Consider the following 19,574-nt stretch of genomic DNA (forward strand, 5'->3'; position numbering starts at 1 on the left):
CCTTGACAAGATGGTGTTGCGACACTTGATTCAAGGGCGGAGCACAACCTCGGGCGTGCCTCGCGAACCATTCAATCAACGTCAACGGGGATCGCATGCGCACACCAAGCCATGTGATGGCATCCATCACCATCCTGGCCGTCAGTTCAACTGCGGGGGCTGCCCCCACCACCGACGACCTCTCGTTCAGCACCTCGGCTTCTGCAACATTGACGCTCTCAGCGGACGCGCTGGACACCCTCTTCAACATCAGCGCATCCCAACTGTCTGAGGTATCCCCTGGCACAGGCGAGATCATTGGATACCCCGGAGGCTACACCCAGGCCAGCTTCAGTCTGCCGGGCGCCTCCTTGGTCTATGACGACGAAACGAAGGAAATCATGGGCCTGAGCACCTCAGGAGGCTTTCGCGTGGAGGCCGGCCCTGTGGCTGGGATCCTCGTTGGCGGCTCGTTCGAGGTCAGTGGTCTGGCCATCGATTTCAGCGCGCAACGTGTCGACGGCACCATACAGGGACAGTCCAACGGCGGCACCACGGTGTCTTACACCGGCACCATTTTCAACATCCCCCTCATGACGTACAACCCGGCGTCATGGCAGTCGCCCACATACAGTGTTCAACTGAATGCCATCACGCTGGATCCGCAAGCCATGGGAGCGATGACCTCGTCACTGGGCAGCCTGCTCGGGACATTGCCCATAGAAGGCATGCCATTCAACTTCGGCTCGATGAACGTTTCCATCTTTGACCAAACCCTGGATCCACCCGACACCATGCTGTTCACCCCTCCGACCCTGGCGGTGGCCGTGCCTGAACCCGGCACCTGGGCTTTGATGGGGTTGGGGCTGATGGGTGTGGTGGCGGTGCGCCGTCACCATCCACAACAAGTAACGCGCGCACACATTTGATACGACACTCACCGGCCAAAGGGCTGGGTGAAAAGGCGCCACAGTGCCTGCCCGGGCATGACCGATATCCCTAAGATGAACGCGCGGATCATCCGCGCACTCAACTTCACACAAGGGAAATCATGCGTACATCACACTCGCTGATGGCGGCCGCCATCGCATTCGCCAGCACCTCGTCGGCGTGGTCCGCCACCGAAACCATCGACCTCTCGTCGGGCCTGTCGCCCATCGTGGCCGGCGCCACCTTGACGCTGAGCGACAACACGCTGAGTTCGTTCGATATCGCAGCCGCCACGCTGACCGCCGTGCCGCCTTACTTCAACGTGGGCATCGTTGGCCACCCCGGGGACTACACCTCGGCACAGCTCCCACTGAGCGGCACCTCACTCAGCTACGAGGGCAGCACCGGCGAAGTGCTGAGCCTGAGCACCACGTTCGGCTACCGCGTCGAGACGAACAAGATGACCGGCGTCTCTGGCGGCGGCTGGTTCGAAGTCAACAACCTGAACATCGATTTTCAACATCAACGCATCGAAGGCACCATCCAGGGCCAGACCGACAGCGGCATCAGCGTGTCCTACGCTGGCGTCTTGTTCAATCTCCCGTCGATGACCTACAACCCGACCGAGTGGGCTCAGGGACAGTTCAACATCCAGCTGTCTGAGCTGGCGCTGAGTGGTGACGCCCTCAATGCAATGACCTCGTCCCTGGATGCCCTGGCCTTGCTCAAAGCCGGGTTTGCCGCCACCGCGTCGAACTACGGGTCGCTGAACGTCTGGATCACCGACAGCACACTTGACGCGCCACCGTTCGCATTCTCGCCACCCTCGATGGCGATGGCCGTCCCTGAGCCCAGCAGCTGGGCCCTGTTGGCTGCAGGCCTGGTTGGCGTGGCGCTCAGCGCCCGCCGCAAGCTCGCTCAATCAGCTCGCTGAATCGATCAGCGCACGCACGCAAGGCCCGCCTCACCACGTCGCGGGCCTTACCTCACTGCACAAACCCGATCGGCGTGCGGCGCTGCCCCTGCTCCGGCAGGTCACGCACCTCCAGCGCGCCGCGCCCATCCAGCTTGGCATTGCCAAAGGCCACCATGAGGGCGCGTCGCATCTCGCGCGGCGCCAGGCTGCCCAGCGCCTCCAGCACCGCCTCACCGGGCTCTTCGTCAAAGCGTTGGCCCCAAGCGTGGTCGGCGCGAATGCCCCGGTACAACTTGGCCGCGATCTTGCGCGCGGCCTCGGCGTCGGGCATCTCGATCTCGAACACATTCATGCGGTTGAGGATGGGGTCAGGGATGCCGCGTGCGTCGTTGGCCGTGGCCACCCAGATCACCTGGCTGGCGTCGATGGGCACTTCGGCAAACTCGTCGGTGAAGTTGCCGGCCGTGTCGTGCTCCAGCAGGCTGTAGAGCGACCCCAGCGGGTCGTAGCTGTGCTCGCCGCTGCTTTTGTCGATCTCATCGACCACCATCACCGGGTTGGCGTACTGCCCATCCACCAGGGTCTCGAACACCTTGCCTGGGCGGGCGCCCTTCCACTGGCTGGAGGCGCCCGACAAGATCCATCCGGCGGTCATGGCGCTCATCGACAAAAAGCCATGCCCCGTGCCCAGCAGGCGGGCCACCTCGCGCGCAAAGTGGGTCTTGCCCACCCCGGGCGGGCCCAGCAACAGCATCGGCGTGATCTCCAGCGCGTCGCTGCTGTCGGTGCACAGCGCCAGTTGGCGCTTGAGATCGTCCAGCACCTCGTGGAAGTTAGGCAGCTCGTCGTAGAGGTGCTCCATGGCCGGCAGGCCCGAGGGCTTGACCTGGAAGCGCTCGGGCCCCTTCTCGAGCATGCGCTCGTAGGTGGCGCGCAGCGATTCGTGCTCGCGAGGGGGCAGTTTGCCCAGGCGTTTCTCCACCGCATCCAAGCTGTAGACATGCCGCATGTGGGCAATCGGAATGCGCCCTTGGAAGTCGTCCCGTTGCACGGGAACGAGATCGGTACAGCTGCTCATATCAGCCCTCCAGACAACCACGCTTGGTATGGATGATTGCAACAAAGCCTGCCCGGGTGCGAGCCCTTGAACAGGGGGGACGAAATCCTGTTTATCACCAACTGAGTCCACAGTCATTGGCGCTGACGCCCGGGCCATGGCCTGGTCCGTGAATAATGCCGTCAATGGAAGTTCACGATCAGCGAGCGGCTGCCCCCTCCTTGTCAGATCAGCATGCCCCACGATGGTTGCATCGCGGCACCTGGCTATTGATGTCGCTGATCGCCAGCCTCTGGCTGATCGGGGCGCTCATGCCCTCCCCGCCGTCCAGCCCCAGCATTCAGTGGGGACACATCAGCAGGACCTGGCTGAGCGACACGCCCAACGCCAAGGCAGGGCACACTGAAATCATCTCCTTGCCAGACCAGTGGACCGATCACGGACACCCCCAGTGGGGTGCGGCGAGGTACTCGGTGTCTTTCACATGGACACCTGCCGATGCTGATGAAACGCAAACGCTGTGGGCACTGCGGTTTCAGGACGTCAGTCACGAGCACCGCCTGTGGCTCAACGGGCACCTGCTGTCAGACAACACCACTGCACGCCAAGAGGGTGACGGGATGAGCACCCAGTTGATCGCTGTGCCACCCACGCTGCTGCACAAAGGACAGAACCAGTTGGTGCTAGAGGTTTGGCACCACATCCAGGGTGGGCTGAGCGCTCCGAGCCTGGCGCCCAAAAGCGCCATGTGGACCACTCACCTGTGGCAAGAGGTGTTTCACCGGCATGCACTGCTGGCGGTCAACCTGGCCAGTTTTGCATTTTCGACGTTCGTCTTGTTTCTATGGTGGGTGCGGCGGCAAGAGGTGGCCGCCGGCCTGTTCGGCCTGCTCATCGGTGTGGCCTTTGCGCGCAACGTCAGCCACTTTGTCATTGAAGACATCGGGCTGCCACTGGCACTCAGCTCTTGGCTCTATTTCATGGCGCACACGGCCACCGCGGTGACGCAGGGATGGCTGGTGATGCACATCACCAACCGCCACCCCCTGTGGCTGCGTCGCACACTGATCGCGGTCAGCGTGGGGGCCCCTGTGGTGTCTCTGCTGGCCTTGCCCTGGGACCCCGCCTTGGTTGAGACCAGAAACGTGCTGCAGCCCATCCTGATTGGCTTGATGTTGCCCACCCTGTGGCTGCTGTGGCAATCGCGTCGGCAGTTTCGGATGGAGCCTTTACTGCTGGGCTTGATGATCGGTGCAGCGATCATCCTGATCAGTGGGGTCCATGACTTTGTAACGCTTCGCATGGAAGGCGACATCAGCAGCAGGAACTGGCTGATCTGGGGCATACCAACGATCATGCCTGCCTTCTCGGCCATGCTGCTGGCCAGGGTGGTGCAAGCCTTCAACCAACTCGAACACATCAACCAGTCGCTCGAGCAGCAAGTGACCGAACGCACACGTGAGCTGGAACAGGCCAACCTGGCCAAGAGCCGGTTTCTGGCGGCGGCCAGCCACGACCTGCGGCAACCGGTGGCGGCCATTGGCCTGATGACCGAGTTGCTGACGCAACGGGTACAGACCCCCGAGCAACAAGGCTTGACCCAGCGGCTGTCGGAGGCGGTGATCTCCATGGAGAACCAGCTCAAGGGCCTGCTGGACCTGTCCAGGCTGGACGCCGGCGACATCGTGGCCCGCCCGCAAAGGGTGTGCCTGTCAACGCTGTGCCAGAGCATCCTCAGCCACGAGCAACTCAACGCACGTGACAAAGGCCTGCGGCTGCGCGCTCACGCGCCCAAGCACCTGCAAGCCTGGGCAGACCCGGTTTTGCTGGAACAGGTGCTGCGCAACCTGGTGGGCAACGCCGTGCGGCACACGCGCTGCGGCGGCGTGCTGGTGGGGGTGAGGACGCAGGGCAACAGGCTGCGCGTGGAGGTCTGGGACACCGGACCAGGCATCGCGGTGGACGACCAGCGACGGGTCTTTGACGAGTTCGTGCAACTGGGCACCGGGTCAGGCCACAGCCAGGGCCTGGGCCTGGGCCTGGCGATCGCGCGCCGGGCCGCCATCCTGCTGGGTACCCGATTGTCTTTGCGCTCCAGGCCTGGCCGTGGCAGCTGCTTCAGCTTGGACGTGCCACGAGACCTGGGCGTCCGCACACCACGCTCGGCGCTGCCGCGCACCTCGGCATCTGAGGCGCCATCTGACGCACCCTCTGACACACCCACGGCACCATCGTCGGCCCAGCCCGCATCAGGGCGTCGCGTGCTGCTGGTGGAAGACGAAGCCCCCTTGCGTCAGGCCTTGGCCCTGCTGTTCCAGGACTGGGGCTGGCAGGTGGATGCCTGCGCGAGCCTGAGCGAACTGAAGCAACAGGCGCAGGGCCCGTGGCAGCTGCTGGTCAGCGACCACCGGCTGCCTGATGGCTTTGGCGGCGATGTGCTGCGATGGGCCCGACGGCAGCAGCCTGACTTGCCCGCCTTGGTGATCACGGGAGACACCGCGCCCGAGCAATTGCGCGAGCTCGCCGCCCTGAATGTGCCGGTGTTGCACAAGCCGTTCAGGCCTGAAAAAATAAGGGCCATGGTCGAGGAGACCATGGCCCTGAGGACGTGATGACAGCGTTGATGAAACGTGCACGAACTGTAAACCGTGCAAAGTGCGCCAACCATCGTCCGTTTGGCCGAATGCCTGCGCCCATCGCGAGCGCCCATGCAGAGGCGCTCAGGCGCCGCCGATCAGGTCGTCACCCGGTGACATGGGCAAACGCACCCCACGGCGCGCCACCGCCACCACCGCCTGCGTGCGGTTGTTGACGCCCAGCTTGCGGAAAATGGCCGCCAGGTGGGTCTTGACGGTCGACTCCGTCAGGTTGAGCACCCGGCAGATGTCCTTGTTGGGCCGGCCATCCACCAGCAAACGCAGGACGTCCAGCTGCCGCGCCGACAGGCCGAGGTCCGACTCGGTGCGATCGTCACCCGCGCCCAGTCCCACCATCCCGGCGTCATGGGCCGCTCGGGTCACGGCGGGCAGGTACACCCCGCCAGACAGCACGGTCTGCACGGCGTCGCACATGTCCGCCGATCGCGCCGTCTTGGAGATGAAGCCCGACGCCCCGGCCTCGATCGCGGCCATGACCGTGTCATGACGGTCGTCCGCCGACAAGATCACCACCGGCACCTGTGGCAGCCATTGGCGCCACTGCGCCAGGGTGTCCAGGCCCTGCCCGTCGGGAAGACCAAGGTCAAGGAACACGAGGCCCAGATCCGGATGGCGGTGCGCCGTGTCCACGGCTTCACGCATGCTGCCCGCTTCCAGCACGTGGCACAGGGGCAAGCGCTTGTCCTGCAGCGTCATCTGCTGCTGGATCAGCAGGCTGAGCCCTTCCCGGAACAGTCCATGATCGTCAACCAGCAAAAGCTTCATTCACTCACTTCACCCAGGTGTTCATCTGCATGATCGGCATCATGACCGACATCACGATCAACATCACCACCAGACCCATCGACACGATCAGCAGCGGCTCCAGCACGGTGGCGATGGCCAGGGCCTTGCGCTGCACCTCGGTGGACAACTGCTGCGCTGCCCGCTGCAACATCTGAGGCAACTGCCCCGTCTGCTCGCCCAGACGCGCAAACATCGACAACAGGCCCGGAAACCGTTTCTTGGCGGCCAGGGCCGAGGCCAGGGGTGCACCTTCGCGCACCTGCACCAGCGCATCCATGGCGTCGGCGCGCATGGCCCGGTTGGACAAGGTTTCAGCGGCCGCTTGCAGCGCCTTCAGGATGGGCACGCCCGAACCGGCCAGCATGGCCAGCGTGCCGGCAAAGCGCGCGGCGTTGTACCCTCGGGACAGGCGCCCGATGACGGGCAGCTCCAGCCAGCCCGCATCGAATCGCTGACGAAAGTCTTCATTGCGCAAAGCCACGGCCAGGCCGGCGCCGCCCGCCACCAGCAACAAGCCCAGCAGCCAGCCCCAGTTCTGCATGAACGCGCTCAGGCCCAGCATGAATTGCGTGAGCATGGGCAAGGCCCGCTTGCTGCTGGAAAACACCTGGGCCACCTGGGGCACCACAAACACCAGCAAGGCCACCACGATGACCACGGCAAACACCGACACGATGGCCGGGTACAGCGTGGCCCCGATGAGCTTGGACTTCAGGGCCTGCTGCTCTTCCAGATCGGTGGCCAGCTTGTCCAGCACAGTGCCCAATTGACCGCTTTGCTCGCCTGCGGCCACCACGCCACAATACACTTCGTCGAACTCGCGCGGCGAACTGGACAGGGCCCTGGCAAAGGGCGATCCGGCATTGACCTCGGCGCGCAGGTGGGCCACCAGTTCGCTCTGGCGAGGGTCTTCGGCTTCATCGGCCAGGGCCGTGAGCGCCCGCTCCAGCGGCAATCCGGCCACCACCAGACCGGCCAGCTGGCGGGTCCAGATGGACAGGGCCGTGGGGTTGAACACCCGGCGCTGAAACAACTGCCGCGATGCGCCTGACTTGCCCCCGCCCTGCACCATCACCGCATCGACCTGCAGGGGCACCAGGGCCTGGGCCCGCAGCTGCGCGCGCGCGGCCTTGGCGTTGTCGGCGTCCACCAGACCGTTGACGGTCTTGCCGTTGGCGTCCAGGGCTTCAAAACGAAAGGCGGGCATGGGGCAGGTCCGGTCGGGGCGTCAGAAAACGGTCAGGTCACAGGCCAAGGCACATCACTCTCTGGTCACGCGCAACACTTCTTCCAGCGAAGTGACCCCCTGGGCCACCAGGCGGTCGCCATCGTCGCGCATGGTCTTCATGCCGTTGAGCTGCGCCACCTCGAAGAGCTTGGACTCGGGCGCCTGCGCATGCACGAGCGCGCGGATCTCGTCATCACACACCATGAGCTCATAGACCCCGGTACGGCCTTTGTAACCGCTCATGCCGCATTCGCTGCAGCCCACCGGGTGCCAGCGGCCCTGGTCATCCTGGCGCTTGCAATGCACGCACAGCTTGCGCACCAGGCGCTGGGCCTGAACCCCCAGCAATGAAGAGGACAACAGGAAGGGCTCGATGCCCATGTCGATGAGACGCGCCACCGCCGACGGCGCGTCGTTGGTGTGCAGCGTGGCCAGCACCAAGTGGCCCGTCAGCGAGGCCTGCACGGCGATCTGGGCCGTTTCCAGGTCGCGGATTTCGCCGATCATGATGACGTCCGGGTCTTGCCGCAGGATGGCGCGCAGGGCTTTGGCAAAGCTCAGGTCGATCTTGTGGTTGACCTGGGTCTGGCCGATGCCGGGCAGCTCGTACTCCACCGGGTCTTCCACCGTCAGCACGTTGGTGGTGGCCGCATCGACGGTGGCCAGACCCGCGTACAGCGTGGTGGTTTTGCCCGAGCCGGTGGGGCCGGTCACCAGCACGATGCCGTGCGGCTGGCGCAGCAGGCGCTTGAACTGGTCCAGCGTCTCGCCGCTCATGCCCAGGGCCTCCAGCGTGAACTTGCTGGCATCGCCCTTGTCCAGAATCCGCAGCACGGCGCGCTCACCGTGGGCCGAGGGCAGCGTGGACACCCGCACGTCCACCGCCCGCCCGCCAATGCGCAGGCTGATGCGGCCGTCTTGCGGCATGCGTTTTTCAGAGATGTCCAGCTCGGCCATGATCTTCAGGCGCGAGATCAAGGCCGCGTGCAAGGCCTTGTTGGGCTGCACCACTTCACGCAGGGTGCCGTCCACCCGAAAGCGCACCACCGAGTTGCGCTCGTAAGCCTCGATGTGAATGTCTGACGCGCCGTCCTTGGCCGCCTGCGTCAACAAGGCGTTGAGCATGCGGATGATGGGCGCGTCGTTGCTGGCTTCCAGCAAATCCTCCACCGCCGGCAAGTCCTGCATCATGCGCGACAGGTCGACGGCGCTTTCCACTTCGCCCACCACCGCCGCGGCACTGCCCTCACCGGCCGCATAGGCCGTGGCAATGCGCTGACCGATGGCCTCGGGCGGGTCCATCTCGATGGCGTCGATGCTGTGCTTGCGCATCACCTCGGACAAGGCAGCGGACGACACCGCCGTGCTGGCCCACAAGGTCAGGCGCTCGCCGTCATGCTCGAGCAACATGCCGTTGGCGCGGGCATAGGCGTATGGCAGGGGATGTCTCACCGGCATGGGGCCTCCGCACTCAAGGCGCCGTGGCGCCGCTGGCCGCCGGAGGCGTCACTGGCACCAGGCGAGGGGTGTAGCCCGACTCGGCCGGCATCACCACCGTGGGGGCTGGCGCACCGGGTTCGTCCAGCGGTTGGGCCACCGAAGGCATGCTCAAGCGGTTGCTGAGCTTGAGCGGGTCCATCACGGGCACCTCGTTGATGCCCAGCACGGTGCTGGCCTGCGGGGTGCTGTCGATCTGCTTTTGGCGCATGTAGTCGTAGCGGTCCATCGTGAGGGCGTTGGCCGCATCCTGGTCACGCATCACCACCGGGCGCAAGAACACCATCAGGTTGGACTTGACCCGGCTGCGTTGCTGGCTCTTGAACAGGTTGCCCAGCACGGGGATGTCGCCCAGCAACGGCACCTTGGACTCGCCATCGCCATACTCGTCTTTCATCAGCCCACCCAGCACCAGCACCTGCCCATCGTCCACCACCACCGTGGTTTCGATGGAGCTCTTGGAGGTGGTCGGCCCGTTGGTGGCCGTGGCCGTGGCCGCATTCACGCGGGCGTCTTCCTGGAAGATGGTCATGCGCACGGTGCCCCCCTCGCCCACCTGCGGGCGCACGCGCAGGGTCAGGCCCACGTCCTTGCGCTCGATGGTCTGGAAGGGGTTGACCGAACCGCTGCTGGTGCCGGTGTTGGTGAAGCTGCCCGTCGGAATGGGCACGTTTTCACCCACCACGATCTTGGCCTCTTCGTTGTCCAGCGTGACCAGGTTGGGCGTGGACAGGATGTTGCCGCCAGCTTCGGTCTTGAGGAAGGTGGCCAGGGCCCCCAGGCTGTAAGTGCCATCGCTGAGCCTGCGGGCCAGCCCCACGCTGAAACCTTCCAGCCCTGTCAACGCAGATGCGCCCCCGGCCACCGTGGAGGCCAGCCCCGGGATGTTCGTCAAGGAGCCTTTCAAGGGCAGGTTCGTTGCCGCCCCCACGACATTGCGATCGCCCGAGGCTGCTGCCCACTGCACCCCCAGCTGGGCGGCCTTGTTGGCATCCACCTTCACGATCATGGCTTCGATGTAGATCTGGGCACGGCGGCCATCCAGTTGGTCGATGACCGCACGCAACTGGCGGTACAGCGAGTCGGTGGCCGTGATGATCAGCGAGTTGGTGGCCGGATCGGCCTGGATGAACCCCCCGGTGGACGGCTGGGCAGACGCCGCCACCGGCGCGGTGGACTGCGACGACGCCCCGGTGTTGCCGGCGCCACTGCTGTTGGCACCACCCGCTGCGGGGTTGGTGGAATTGGGCGTGGGCGAGGCCCCTGAGCCGCCACCACCTGATGAGCCTCCGCTGGCCGGGAAGGCGGCGCGCAACACCTGGGCCAGCTTCACGGCGTCGGCGTTCTTGAGGTAGACCACGTGAATGCCGCTGCCGCCGATGCCGGCCGAGCCAGGGCGGTCAAGCTGTCGCACCAGCTGGCGCACCAGGGCCATGCGGGCCGCGCTGGGCGATCGCACCAGCAAGGTGTTGGTGCGCGAGTCGGCCATCACCAGGGTGGCCTGGGTGCCCGCAGCGCCTGGCGCCGCCGTGCCGCCGCCGTCGGCCAGCCGCTGCACCATCGGCGCGATGTCGGCCGCGATGGCGTACTGCAAGGGAATGGCCTCGGTGTCACTGACAGAGGGCACGTCCATGGCCGCGATGATCTGGCCGATGCGCTGCAGGTTGTCGGCGTAATCCGTGATCACCAGGGTGTTGGTGGAGGGGTTCGCGTTGATCGTGTTGTTGGGGCTGATGAGGGGGCGCAGCACCGTCACCAGGCTGTTGGCCGCTTCATGCTGCAGGCGGAAGATCTGGGTGAGCACCTGATCGCCGCTGCGCTTGACCGTACCCACGTCCACCGTGCCCGTTTGCAGCTTGGCCTCAGCCTCGGGCACGATCTTGATCAGTCCGGCCACCTCGACCAGCGCAAAGCCCTGCCCCCGCAAGGCGGCCAGGAAGTTCAGGTAGGCCTCGCGCGGGGTCAGCGGCTGGTCGCTGTACAGCGTGATGGCGCCCTTGACACGAGGGTCCACCATGATCTGCCGATTGAGGATGGCACCCATCGCCCGGGCCACACCCTCGATCTCGGCGTTCACAAAATTGAGCGTCACCGAGGGGCCGCCCTTTTTGACCACGGGGGCGGCCAGCGCCGGACTGCTCAGCGACACCAGGCCGGCAGATCCCAGACCCATGGCCAACGCCGTGAGCAGCACGGTGGTGCGATGGCGTGTCAGGAGGTGGTGCTTCATGCCTTATCCGATCAAGATGATCGAGCGCTCGCCCTGGCGGCGCCCGATGATGTTCAACAAATTGTCCAGTGCCTCGCGTTCGGCCTGCGCCGCGCGGGCTTCGCCACGGAAGTACACCCCCGACGGCCGCCATTCACCCTCACCCGAGAGCTGCAAAGCGCCTTCTTCGGTGTCCAGGCGCATCAGGGCCTGGCCCTGGCCGCCGGCCTGCACCACGAGGCGGTACGAGCCCAGCTCGTCCAGCGTGGTCAGGCTGGACGACACATGGTCCAGGGCCAGCTCGGCTGCCCCCTGCATGCGCAAGCGGCCCTGCACCCATTCGAAGCTCAATTGCTGGGCCGACACCCGTGCCACGCCCTGCAACTGCAGCGTGTTCCAGGGCGTGCCCAGGCCTGACAACCATGCCGCGGGCCAGCGCCCCAGCTCGGCCGGCCCTGCTGCCTCTGCCGACGCCTGGGCCGGCCCCACCGCCACGTGCACACCACCCCAGCGGGGCTGAAAGCGCAAAGCCAGAGGCTGCGTCACACAGCAGTCTTGCTGCAAGGTCAGGCGAGGCCCCTGCAATCCGAGGCCCAGTTGCCAGGTCATGCGGCCCGGCAGGGCGCGCGCTTCGCGGCTGCCCGCACCGCCCGTGAGCACCACCACAGCATCGCCGCGCCAGACAGTGCCGCGCGACTCGGCCAGCAGCAGGCGCCCGCTGGTCAGCCAGTGCACGCCCTGCGCCAGCCAGGCGGCAGGGGCATACGCCACCACCCCCAGCAGTGCGCCCACGCCCACGCCCCACCAGCCCCAGCGACGGCCGGCTTTGCGCATGTTTTCCCAGCGGGTCACCTCCAGGGTGGATTCCAGCCACCGGGTGGTGAGGGCCGTGGCGCCATCAAACCAGGCGGGGCGGCGCTTGAACGAAGGTATTCCGGCCATGTGGCTGCGTCCTCACTGCCCCGTCGGTGCCGACGACAGCGCCAGCACGAACGACCCATTGAACCCGTTGCCCACGGCCTGCACATCGGCCTCCACGACCCGCGCACGCGCCGCGCTTCGGGCCTCTTGCAGCCAGTCGGCCAGCACGCCGCCCGACACCCCCGAGAAGCTCAGGGTGGCGCGGTCAGCCTGGATGTTCAGCCTGGCCGAGGCCCCCAAGCGTGCCGATGCCGCACGCAAGGCAGCCTCGGCCTGAATGGGCGGCACAGGCGGCCGCTGACGCAGTTGTTGAGACTCCTGGGCCCAACGACGCATCTGTTCGAGTTGAACCTCAACCGCCTGCAACTGCGCGGGGGTTTCGGTGAGGCTGCGCCAGGCGGGTCGCAGTCCCAGCATCACCACCAGCACGATCAACAGGGACCAGGCCATGAGCCGCACCATGAGCCGTTCACGGGGCGCCATGGCCGACCAGCGTTCATCAAACTGTTGACGCCACTGCGCCAGGGTGTCACGAGAGGTCGTCATGCGGGCCCCCTGTCAGTGGCAGCCCGTACGGGCGCCTGAATCTGAACCCGGCCATCGCCCAGGTCCTGCACGGTCAGGCCCGCGCGCACCACGCGCTGCAAGAAGCCATCGCGCTCACCACCGCCCCAGGTGGCCGGCAAGGCCACGGTCAAACCCGAGGCGTCGTAACGCCAGGCAGGCACGACGCGGTCGTCGGGCCACGCACGCGCCACCACCGACAACAGCGACTCCAGGTCTCGCTCACCAGGCACGCCCGCGGCCAGGCGCAAGGCCTCGGTTTCACGCTGCATCTGCACGGGGGCGTCCAGCACCACCCGCACTTGCGGATGCGCCTGCTTGAGCAAGGCGGTCATCTGTCGGCGCTGGCCATCGAGTTCGCGCTCCTGGTGCCAGGCCCACAGGTTCAAACCCAGCACCTGCACGGCCACCAGGGCCGCCACGCCCAGGCGGGCGGCCCGCCATTGCGGGCTCAACAAACGGCGCCACTGGTCACTGACGGCGTGCAGGCCCTTGCTGCGCGGGGCCAGCTCGAACTGCAGGATGTTCCACAGCGAGCGTGCGGCCAGCAGCATGTGCTCGGCCGGGGCCTGCACCGTCACGGCCTGACCCAGCCAGCGTTCGGCCGGGGCGGCCACCGGTGGGGTGGCCAGCACGCGGGTCATGGGCGGCAGGGGGTCGGGCAACAGGCTGCGCGACAAGGTGCCCTGCAAGGGCCAGGACGCCACGCCCTCTGGCGTGGACCAGCTCAGCAGCACGCCCCCGCCCTGGTCGGCACCCGGGTCGGCGTCGCTGTATTCGCTTTCATGAAAAAAGGCCGTGGCGGGCTCGTCGGGCGCCAGGCCCGGCACCACGCGGTCCACGCGCAGCTTGGCTTTTTCCAGCGCCATGAGCTGGCTGGTCAGCCAAGTGTGATCACAGGCGGCCACCCAGCAGGCCTGCCCCGGTTTGGCCTGCGGCGAGACGGCCAGGTGCAGGTCTTCGGTGTCGTCCAGCACCGCTTCTTCGAGCAGTCCGGCCAGGGCGGCGCGCAGCCGGGCGGCTGGCGCCTTGGGCAAGGTCAGGCGGTGCCAGCTCAGGTCTTGGGGGGCCATCACGGCCACCACGTTGTCGGCGCGGGGCAGCATGGCCGCCACGCAGTGCCCCTGGCGACCCAGGCTGAGGCCATCCGGGCTCAGCACATAGGCGTACTCACGCGGCCCGCCCGATGACGCCCGGTCGGTGCCGTCGGGCTCGGTGCTCAGGCGCGGTCGCGCTGGCAATTGGATGATGAGAGTGCTCATGCCCGGGTGGTGAAGCTCTGGGGAACGTGAAATGGTGCCAAGCTTATTGGCATTCGGATTGTAGGAGCGTGGAAATAAACACCCTTTAAGGATGAATACCTGCGTTCAGTGTCATTACAGCAACCCATGCGCCCCCGTCTAACCCTATTGGGGGGGCGCAGCAGGCCCAAGGTCCATGCCTGAAAAACGCGACTGGTGCAACACGACGACATCGCCGCCGCTGCGCTGCACCAGGTGGCGCTGCTCGATGACGTGATCTTCGTAACGCAGCCGACCCCGCACCTCGAAAAAATCCGAGGTGACGGCCAGGCGGTTGAAATTCCAGTTGCGAGGACCCAGCACGTTGTTGAGCTCGCTCGTGGCCTTGAAGGGGGTGCGTTGGCGGGCCTGCACAATGCGGCCGGCCTGCCCCAGGTCCAGCCCCTCCACGACGGCCGCCAGCACCTCGCGCGGGGCGGTGTTCGCATTCACCTTGGTGGCGTCAGGCAGCACGGTCACCACGGCGCGAAGGCGCTCGACCGTGGCCGCGTCCAGGCCCAGCCAGGTCAGTTGCTCGGCCGTCTGCGGCAACAAGGGCGCACTGCGCAAGCCATCCGAGCCGCCCAGCGTCGCCAGCAATTGAGGGTCGTCCAGTTGCACGGCCTGCACGGCCAGGCTGCCCCGCCGCCAGGCATCGGCCACGGCTTCGGCCAGGGTGGGCGACAGGCCCGCGTATTCGCACAAGCGACGCAGCGTCAACAGCTCTTCCGGGATGATATTGCCGTCGGCGTCCAGCAGGTTGCGCAGGTTGTAGCGTGAGGTGGCGTCTTCCACCCGCCCCGACAGGAAGGCCTCGACGCTGTCGTCGCCCTGGTCGGCGTTGTTGTTGCTGTCGGCGGCCAGGAAGGTGGACAGCCGGGCCTCCGCCAGCGGAATGGCCCAGGGCTCGCCCAGGTGATCGGCCCCGCCACTGCGCATGTCTTCGCGCAGGATGAGGCGCGCCCAGTCCAGGGCACCGCGCAGCACCCATCCGGCCTGACTGCGCACGCGCTCGGCGCCTTCGACCTGCACGGCACGCCACTGCTGCCAGACCATCGACGAGGCCAGGGTGGCCACCAGGGTGACGATCACCATGGCCGACAACAACGCGGCACCACGCTGGCGGCTGAATGAGGAGGGCCAATGACGCGGCATCGTTCAGTTCACCATCTGAGGGGCCACCGGGAGGTCGCGCGACAGGTTGCCGGCAAACCCGCTGCCAGGCCCCAGGCTGAGCTGAACACGCACAGCCTGAGGCAATTGCTCGCGCACCACGGTGGGCACCGGAGGCTGACCCGGCGTGGGCGTCCCCTGGAACGCCTGGGCCAGATTGCCACTCGACTGGCAGTTGCTCAGCGATGCATTGCGAAAGCAGAACACCTGCCACTGGCCCACGCCCTGCAGGGCCACCAAGGTGCCGGGCTCGGTGCCCTGAAGCTGGAACGACCGCTGCCAGTGATCCTGCAGGTCGCCCACGCGCGTGGTCTCGGGGCTGGCCCAGCGCAGCAGGCGCTCACCGCGCACCAGCCAGGTCACCACCTGCACCCCGCCGGTCGTGCGGCGCGTCATGCGCAAGTGCCCGCCATCGAATTGCAGGCCTGGCACGATCAGGGTGTCGATGACCTGCCCCAGGTCGGCCTCCCACTGGGTCATGACGGACTGCAGCCGAAGGGTTTCGCGCAGCTTGCCATCGGCCACCTGGCGGGACGTGGCGATGGCGTCCATGCCCTTCCAGGCGGTGGCCGCCAGCACGGCCAGAATGAGCAGCGACACCAGCACCTCGATGAGCGTGAAGCCCTGCACGCTGGCGGGTTCGGGGTGACGGCCATGAGGCGGAAGGTGCCCACGATGCATCGCCATGTCAGAACCTCGACAACACCGTGGACAGGCGCACGATGGGTTGTTGTTGCTCGTCCAGCACCTGGGCATCGACCCGCCTGAAGTTGATGTTGGGCGTGGGCCGCACCACCAGCTTGCCCGGCAACTGGCGGCCCAGCTGCACGCAGGCGAAATCGCTGTCGCCCACCGGCGGGTACATCTTGCCCAGCTTGAGCGCCGAGAGCTGGTTCTCGGCACACCACTGCGCCACCAGCAGATCGTCCATGCGCTGGGCATTGACGGTGAGCCCGCCCGCGGCCTTGATGCCCGCCGCCAGGGTGATGGCGACGATGGCCAACGCCACCAGCACCTCGATGAGCGTCATGCCGCTGTCCGGGGTCACCCGATGCTCATCGGCTCGCATTGCGGCCCTCCGCCGTGGTGTCACCGTCGCCATTGATCACGTCAAAAGACCCCAGCCCATCGGTGCCGATGATGATCTGGCGGGCATCCAGCCGCAGGATCACGCTTTGTGCGCCAATCACCGGTTCGGGCCCCAGCACGATGCTGCGCCCGCCCACCACCTCGGCACGCACCTCGGGCTCCAGCCACCTGAGGGACGGCATCATGGCGGGCGGCAGGCCCAGGAACTGGTAGTCGGCCTCGGCCTCCTGGCCCTGGGGAATCCACAGCACCGTCATGGCACCGGCCCGGGCCTGCGTGCGGGCGGATTCCAGCAGGGCCACCAGTCGGGCCGCCTCACGCTCCAGGCGCGTGGCGGCCGGGTCGGGCACCGCAAAGCTCACCACCGCCGTGGTGATGGCGATCATGGCCACCACGACCATGAGTTCCAGCAGGGTGAAGCCACGGGCATGACGCCCGCCGCGCTCACTCCCAGGAACCGATGTCGGCATCCCTGCCTTCGCCGCCGGTCTGGCCGTCTGCGCCAAAACTGAACACATCCACCGCCCCCTTCACGCCGGGGTTGACGTACTGGTAAGCGCTGCCCCACGGGTCTTTGGGCAGCTTTTCGAGGTAGGGCTTCCAGTTGCCGGGCACGGGCGGTGCCGCAGGCCGCGCCACCAGCGCCTCCAGGCCCTGCTCTGCCGTGGGATAACGCTGGTTGTCCAGACGGTACAGCTTGAGGGCCTGCATCAGGTTGGCGATGTCGGTGCGCGCCGCCGTGACGCGAGCGTCGTCGGCACGGTCCAGCACATTGGGCACGATCAGGGCCGCCAGCAAACCAATGATCACCAGCACCACCATCAACTCGATGAGGGTAAAGCCACGTTGTACCTGCCGGGCCAATCCCCCGACGCGACCCGAAAAGCGCGCAAACATCGTCATGTCCAATACCAGCTGTCTGAGAAAAAAACGGGGGGCGCCAGACCGGCCACCCCCAGGCCAACAGCATGCCTGAGCCCACCGGGCCCGAGACGCAGGATCTACCCGGGGATCCTCGGGCAGTTCACCATGCTGAAAACGTTCAACAGCCATCATAATGGCCTGATCATGGCATCTCGCTTCTTTGCATTCATCATCTGGGCCGCCGTGGCCGCCAGCATCGCTTACTGGGGCCTGCGCTGGTTGGCGCCCCAGGTGGGCGTGCCTGCTTCGGCCACCTCGGTCAAGCTGGGCGGCCAGGTGCCTGGCGACTTCCGTCGGCTGTTTGCCAGCGCCACGACCGCTGACGAAGGGCCGGCGATCGATCCCAGCGCGGCCAGCCAGTTGCTGTCCCGCATCCGCATCATCGGCGCGGTGGCGCCCGGCACGCCTTCGGGTGATGACGGCGTGGCGCTGCTGTCGCTGGATGGCAAGCCCGCACGGGCGGTGAAGATCGGCCAGACCATCGATGGCGACATGGTGTTGCTGGCCCTCAACCAGCGCCAGGCCGAGATCGGCCCGACGGGCGGGCCGACACTGGCGCGCATCGACCTGCCGCGCCTGAGCCCGGCGGCCACCAGCACCTTGCCTCCGCCCAGCGGCGCAACCCTGACCCCCCCGCCGAGCGCCGTGCCGCCGCCACCGGCCATGCCGCCGGTCGCCACCCCGCCCGACAATCCGGAGCCGCCTCCCGGCCCGGATGGCGAATCCTGAGCCGCCAACGCGGCGTCAAGAACGGTCAGCGCAAAAACAGCCGGTACACCGGGTTGCGTGTTTCGTCCACGTACACGTAACCCTGCTGGTCCAGCACCTGCCCGATGCGGGCCACCTCGCCCTTGGGCACCTGCAGGCCCACCAGGATGCGGCCGTAATCCGCACCCTGGTTGCGGTAGTGGAACAGGCTGATGTTCCAGCCCGGCGGCAGGCTGGTCAGGAAGTTCATCAAGGCACCCGGCTTCTCCGGGAAGACAAAGCTGTAGAGGCGCTCGCCCTCGGCCAGGCTGGAGCGCCCACCCACCATGTGGCGAATGTGCGTCTTGGCCAGCTCATCGTGGGTCAGGTCCACCGTGCGGAAGCCCTCGGCCTCGAACTGTTTGGCGATCTGCCGTGATTCGCCCTTCTCACGCGTGCTCAGGCCCACGAACACATGCGCCTCACGCTCATCCGAGATGCGGTAGTTGAACTCGGTGACGCTGCGGGGCCCGATGACCTCGCAAAAGCGCTTGAACGAGCCACGCTCCTCCGGGATGCTCACGGCCAGCAAGGCCTCGCGCTCCTCACCCACCTCGGCCCGCTCGGCCACGAAGCGCAGGCGGTCGAAGTTCATGTTGGCGCCGCAGTTGATGGCGATGTAGGTTTTGCCCTGCCCGCCATGGCGTGCCGCGTACTGCTTGATGGCCGCCACGCCCAAGGCGCCGGCCGGCTCGACGATGCCGCGCGTGTCCTGGTAGATGTCCTTGATGGCTGCGCACACCGCGTCGGTGTTGACCACCACGAAGTCGTCCACCAACTCGCGCGTCAGGCGCAGCGTTTCTTCGCCCACCAGCTTCACGGCCGTGCCGTCAGAGAACAGGCCCACATCGCTCAGCGTGATGCGATCACCCGCCTTGACCGAGCGCACCATGGCGTCTGAATCGCTCGTCTGCACACCAATCACCTTGATGTCGGGGCGCACGGCCTTCACGTAGGCCGCCACCCCGCTGATGAGGCCGCCACCGCCAATGGCCACGAAGATGGCGTCGATCGGGCCCTGGTGTTGGCGCAAGATCTCCATGGCGACCGTGCCTTGGCCCGCGATCACGTCGGGGTCGTCAAAGGGGTGCACGAAGGTCATGCCCTTCTTGCGCTCCAGCGCCTTGGCGTGCAACGCGGCATCCGAATAGCTTTCGCCGTGCAGCACGATCTGCACATGCTCGCCGCCAAAGTGCCGCACCGCGTCGATCTTCACCTGGGGCGTGGTGACCGGCATGACGATGGTGGCCTGACAGCCCAGGCGCTTGGCCCCCAGGGCCACCCCTTGCGCGTGGTTGCCCGCCGAGGCGCAGATCACGCCCTTGGCCAACTGGGCAGGGCTGAGCTTGGCCATCTTGTTGTAAGCCCCGCGCAGCTTGAAGCTGAAGACCGGCTGCAGGTCTTCCCGCTTCATGTAGATGTGGTGCCCCAGGCGGCGCGACAGGGTGCGCGCCTCTTCCAGCGGGCTCTCAATGGCCACGTCATAGACCCGGGTGGTCAGGATGCGCTGCAGGTAATCGTGCAGGCTCAGCGACGAAGGCGCGGTCTTCTTCTTGGTGGTGCGCGCAGCAGGCATGGACAAGAGCTCCGGACAATGGACGAGCAAAACGCTCAAGT

18 protein-coding genes are annotated in these 19,574 nt (G+C 66.4%); 4 read left to right on the plus strand and 14 right to left on the minus strand.

Going from position 1 to position 19,574, the window contains the following annotated elements; translation table 11 throughout:
* The first annotated feature begins 116 nt into the window (after positions 1–116).
* Both WNB94_RS07365 and WNB94_RS07370 read left to right on the plus strand, forming a co-directional pair.
* Complete coding sequence (locus WNB94_RS07365) at positions 117–908, plus strand: PEP-CTERM sorting domain-containing protein (RefSeq protein ID WP_341389382.1); 792 nt, start codon at positions 117–119, stop codon at positions 906–908.
* A gap of 122 nt (positions 909–1,030) precedes the next feature.
* Positions 1,031–1,843: a PEP-CTERM sorting domain-containing protein gene (locus WNB94_RS07370; RefSeq protein WP_341389383.1), complete on the plus strand. Its 813-nt coding sequence runs from the start codon at positions 1,031–1,033 to the stop codon at positions 1,841–1,843.
* Positions 1,844–1,895: 52 nt separating this feature from the next.
* Here the strand turns inward: WNB94_RS07370 and WNB94_RS07375 are convergent, their stop codons facing one another.
* Complete coding sequence (locus WNB94_RS07375) at positions 1,896–2,903, minus strand: AAA family ATPase (RefSeq protein ID WP_341389384.1); 1,008 nt, start codon at positions 2,901–2,903, stop codon at positions 1,896–1,898.
* 164 nt (positions 2,904–3,067) lie between these two features.
* Between WNB94_RS07375 and WNB94_RS07380 the strand changes: the two genes are divergently transcribed.
* Positions 3,068–5,494, plus strand: coding sequence for an ATP-binding response regulator (locus WNB94_RS07380; protein ID WP_341389385.1), 2,427 nt, complete (start codon positions 3,068–3,070; stop codon positions 5,492–5,494).
* A 108-nt stretch (positions 5,495–5,602) separates the two neighbouring features.
* On the opposite strand, the gene WNB94_RS07385 is transcribed toward WNB94_RS07380, so the two are convergent.
* From WNB94_RS07385 to gspG, 12 genes are all read right to left on the minus strand, one after another.
* Positions 5,603–6,304 (minus strand): response regulator, encoded by a 702-nt coding sequence (locus WNB94_RS07385; RefSeq protein WP_341389387.1) that lies wholly within the window; start codon positions 6,302–6,304, stop codon positions 5,603–5,605.
* Between the two features lie 4 nt (positions 6,305–6,308).
* Entirely contained in the window at positions 6,309–7,532 is a 1,224-nt protein-coding gene (gene gspF, locus WNB94_RS07390) for a type II secretion system inner membrane protein GspF (RefSeq protein ID WP_341389388.1), read from the minus strand.
* Between the two features lie 54 nt (positions 7,533–7,586).
* Positions 7,587–9,005, minus strand: a complete 1,419-nt coding sequence (gene gspE / locus WNB94_RS07395) for a type II secretion system ATPase GspE (protein WP_341389981.1) — start codon at positions 9,003–9,005, stop codon at positions 7,587–7,589.
* A 19-nt stretch (positions 9,006–9,024) separates the two neighbouring features.
* Complete coding sequence (gene gspD, locus WNB94_RS07400) at positions 9,025–11,280, minus strand: type II secretion system secretin GspD (protein ID WP_341389389.1); 2,256 nt, start codon at positions 11,278–11,280, stop codon at positions 9,025–9,027.
* 3 nt (positions 11,281–11,283) lie between these two features.
* On the minus strand, positions 11,284–12,201 hold the full coding sequence (gene gspN, locus WNB94_RS07405; RefSeq protein ID WP_341389390.1) for a type II secretion system protein N: 918 nt from the start codon (positions 12,199–12,201) through the stop codon (positions 11,284–11,286).
* Positions 12,202–12,213: 12 nt separating this feature from the next.
* Positions 12,214–12,726, minus strand: coding sequence for a type II secretion system protein M (locus tag WNB94_RS07410; RefSeq protein WP_341389392.1), 513 nt, complete (start codon positions 12,724–12,726; stop codon positions 12,214–12,216).
* Positions 12,723–14,006 (minus strand): type II secretion system protein GspL, encoded by a 1,284-nt coding sequence (gene gspL, locus WNB94_RS07415; RefSeq protein WP_341389394.1) that lies wholly within the window; start codon positions 14,004–14,006, stop codon positions 12,723–12,725. Before gspL ends, WNB94_RS07410 begins: the two co-directional genes overlap by 4 nt.
* A gap of 144 nt (positions 14,007–14,150) precedes the next feature.
* The gene (gene gspK, locus WNB94_RS07420) at positions 14,151–15,179 is read right to left on the minus strand and encodes a type II secretion system minor pseudopilin GspK (protein WP_341389395.1); all 1,029 of its coding nucleotides are present in this window, start codon (positions 15,177–15,179) and stop codon (positions 14,151–14,153) included.
* Positions 15,180–15,182: 3 nt separating this feature from the next.
* Positions 15,183–15,884, minus strand: coding sequence for a PulJ/GspJ family protein (locus WNB94_RS07425; RefSeq protein WP_341389397.1), 702 nt, complete (start codon positions 15,882–15,884; stop codon positions 15,183–15,185).
* 1 nt (position 15,885) lies between these two features.
* Positions 15,886–16,266, minus strand: a complete 381-nt coding sequence (gspI, locus tag WNB94_RS07430) for a type II secretion system minor pseudopilin GspI (RefSeq protein WP_341389398.1) — start codon at positions 16,264–16,266, stop codon at positions 15,886–15,888.
* Positions 16,253–16,756 (minus strand): pilus assembly FimT family protein, encoded by a 504-nt coding sequence (locus WNB94_RS07435; protein WP_341389400.1) that lies wholly within the window; start codon positions 16,754–16,756, stop codon positions 16,253–16,255. Before WNB94_RS07435 ends, gspI begins: the two co-directional genes overlap by 14 nt.
* On the minus strand, positions 16,731–17,189 hold the full coding sequence (gspG, locus tag WNB94_RS07440) for a type II secretion system major pseudopilin GspG (protein WP_341389401.1): 459 nt from the start codon (positions 17,187–17,189) through the stop codon (positions 16,731–16,733). The genes WNB94_RS07435 and gspG overlap by 26 nt, the downstream gene beginning before the upstream one ends.
* Positions 17,190–17,354: 165 nt before the next feature.
* On the opposite strand from gspG, the gene WNB94_RS07445 reads away from it, so the two are divergent.
* On the plus strand, positions 17,355–17,939 hold the full coding sequence (locus tag WNB94_RS07445) for a hypothetical protein (protein WP_341389402.1): 585 nt from the start codon (positions 17,355–17,357) through the stop codon (positions 17,937–17,939).
* 25 nt (positions 17,940–17,964) lie between these two features.
* Here the strand turns inward: WNB94_RS07445 and ilvA are convergent, their stop codons facing one another.
* A complete protein-coding gene (gene ilvA / locus WNB94_RS07450) occupies positions 17,965–19,533 on the minus strand; it encodes a threonine ammonia-lyase, biosynthetic (protein WP_341389404.1) in 1,569 nt (522 codons plus the stop codon).
* Between the last annotated feature and the right edge of the window lie 41 nt (positions 19,534–19,574).

The sequence above is a fragment of the Aquabacterium sp. A3 genome (assembly GCF_038069945.1).
Classification (GTDB): Bacteria; Pseudomonadota; Gammaproteobacteria; order Burkholderiales; family Burkholderiaceae_C; genus Aquabacterium.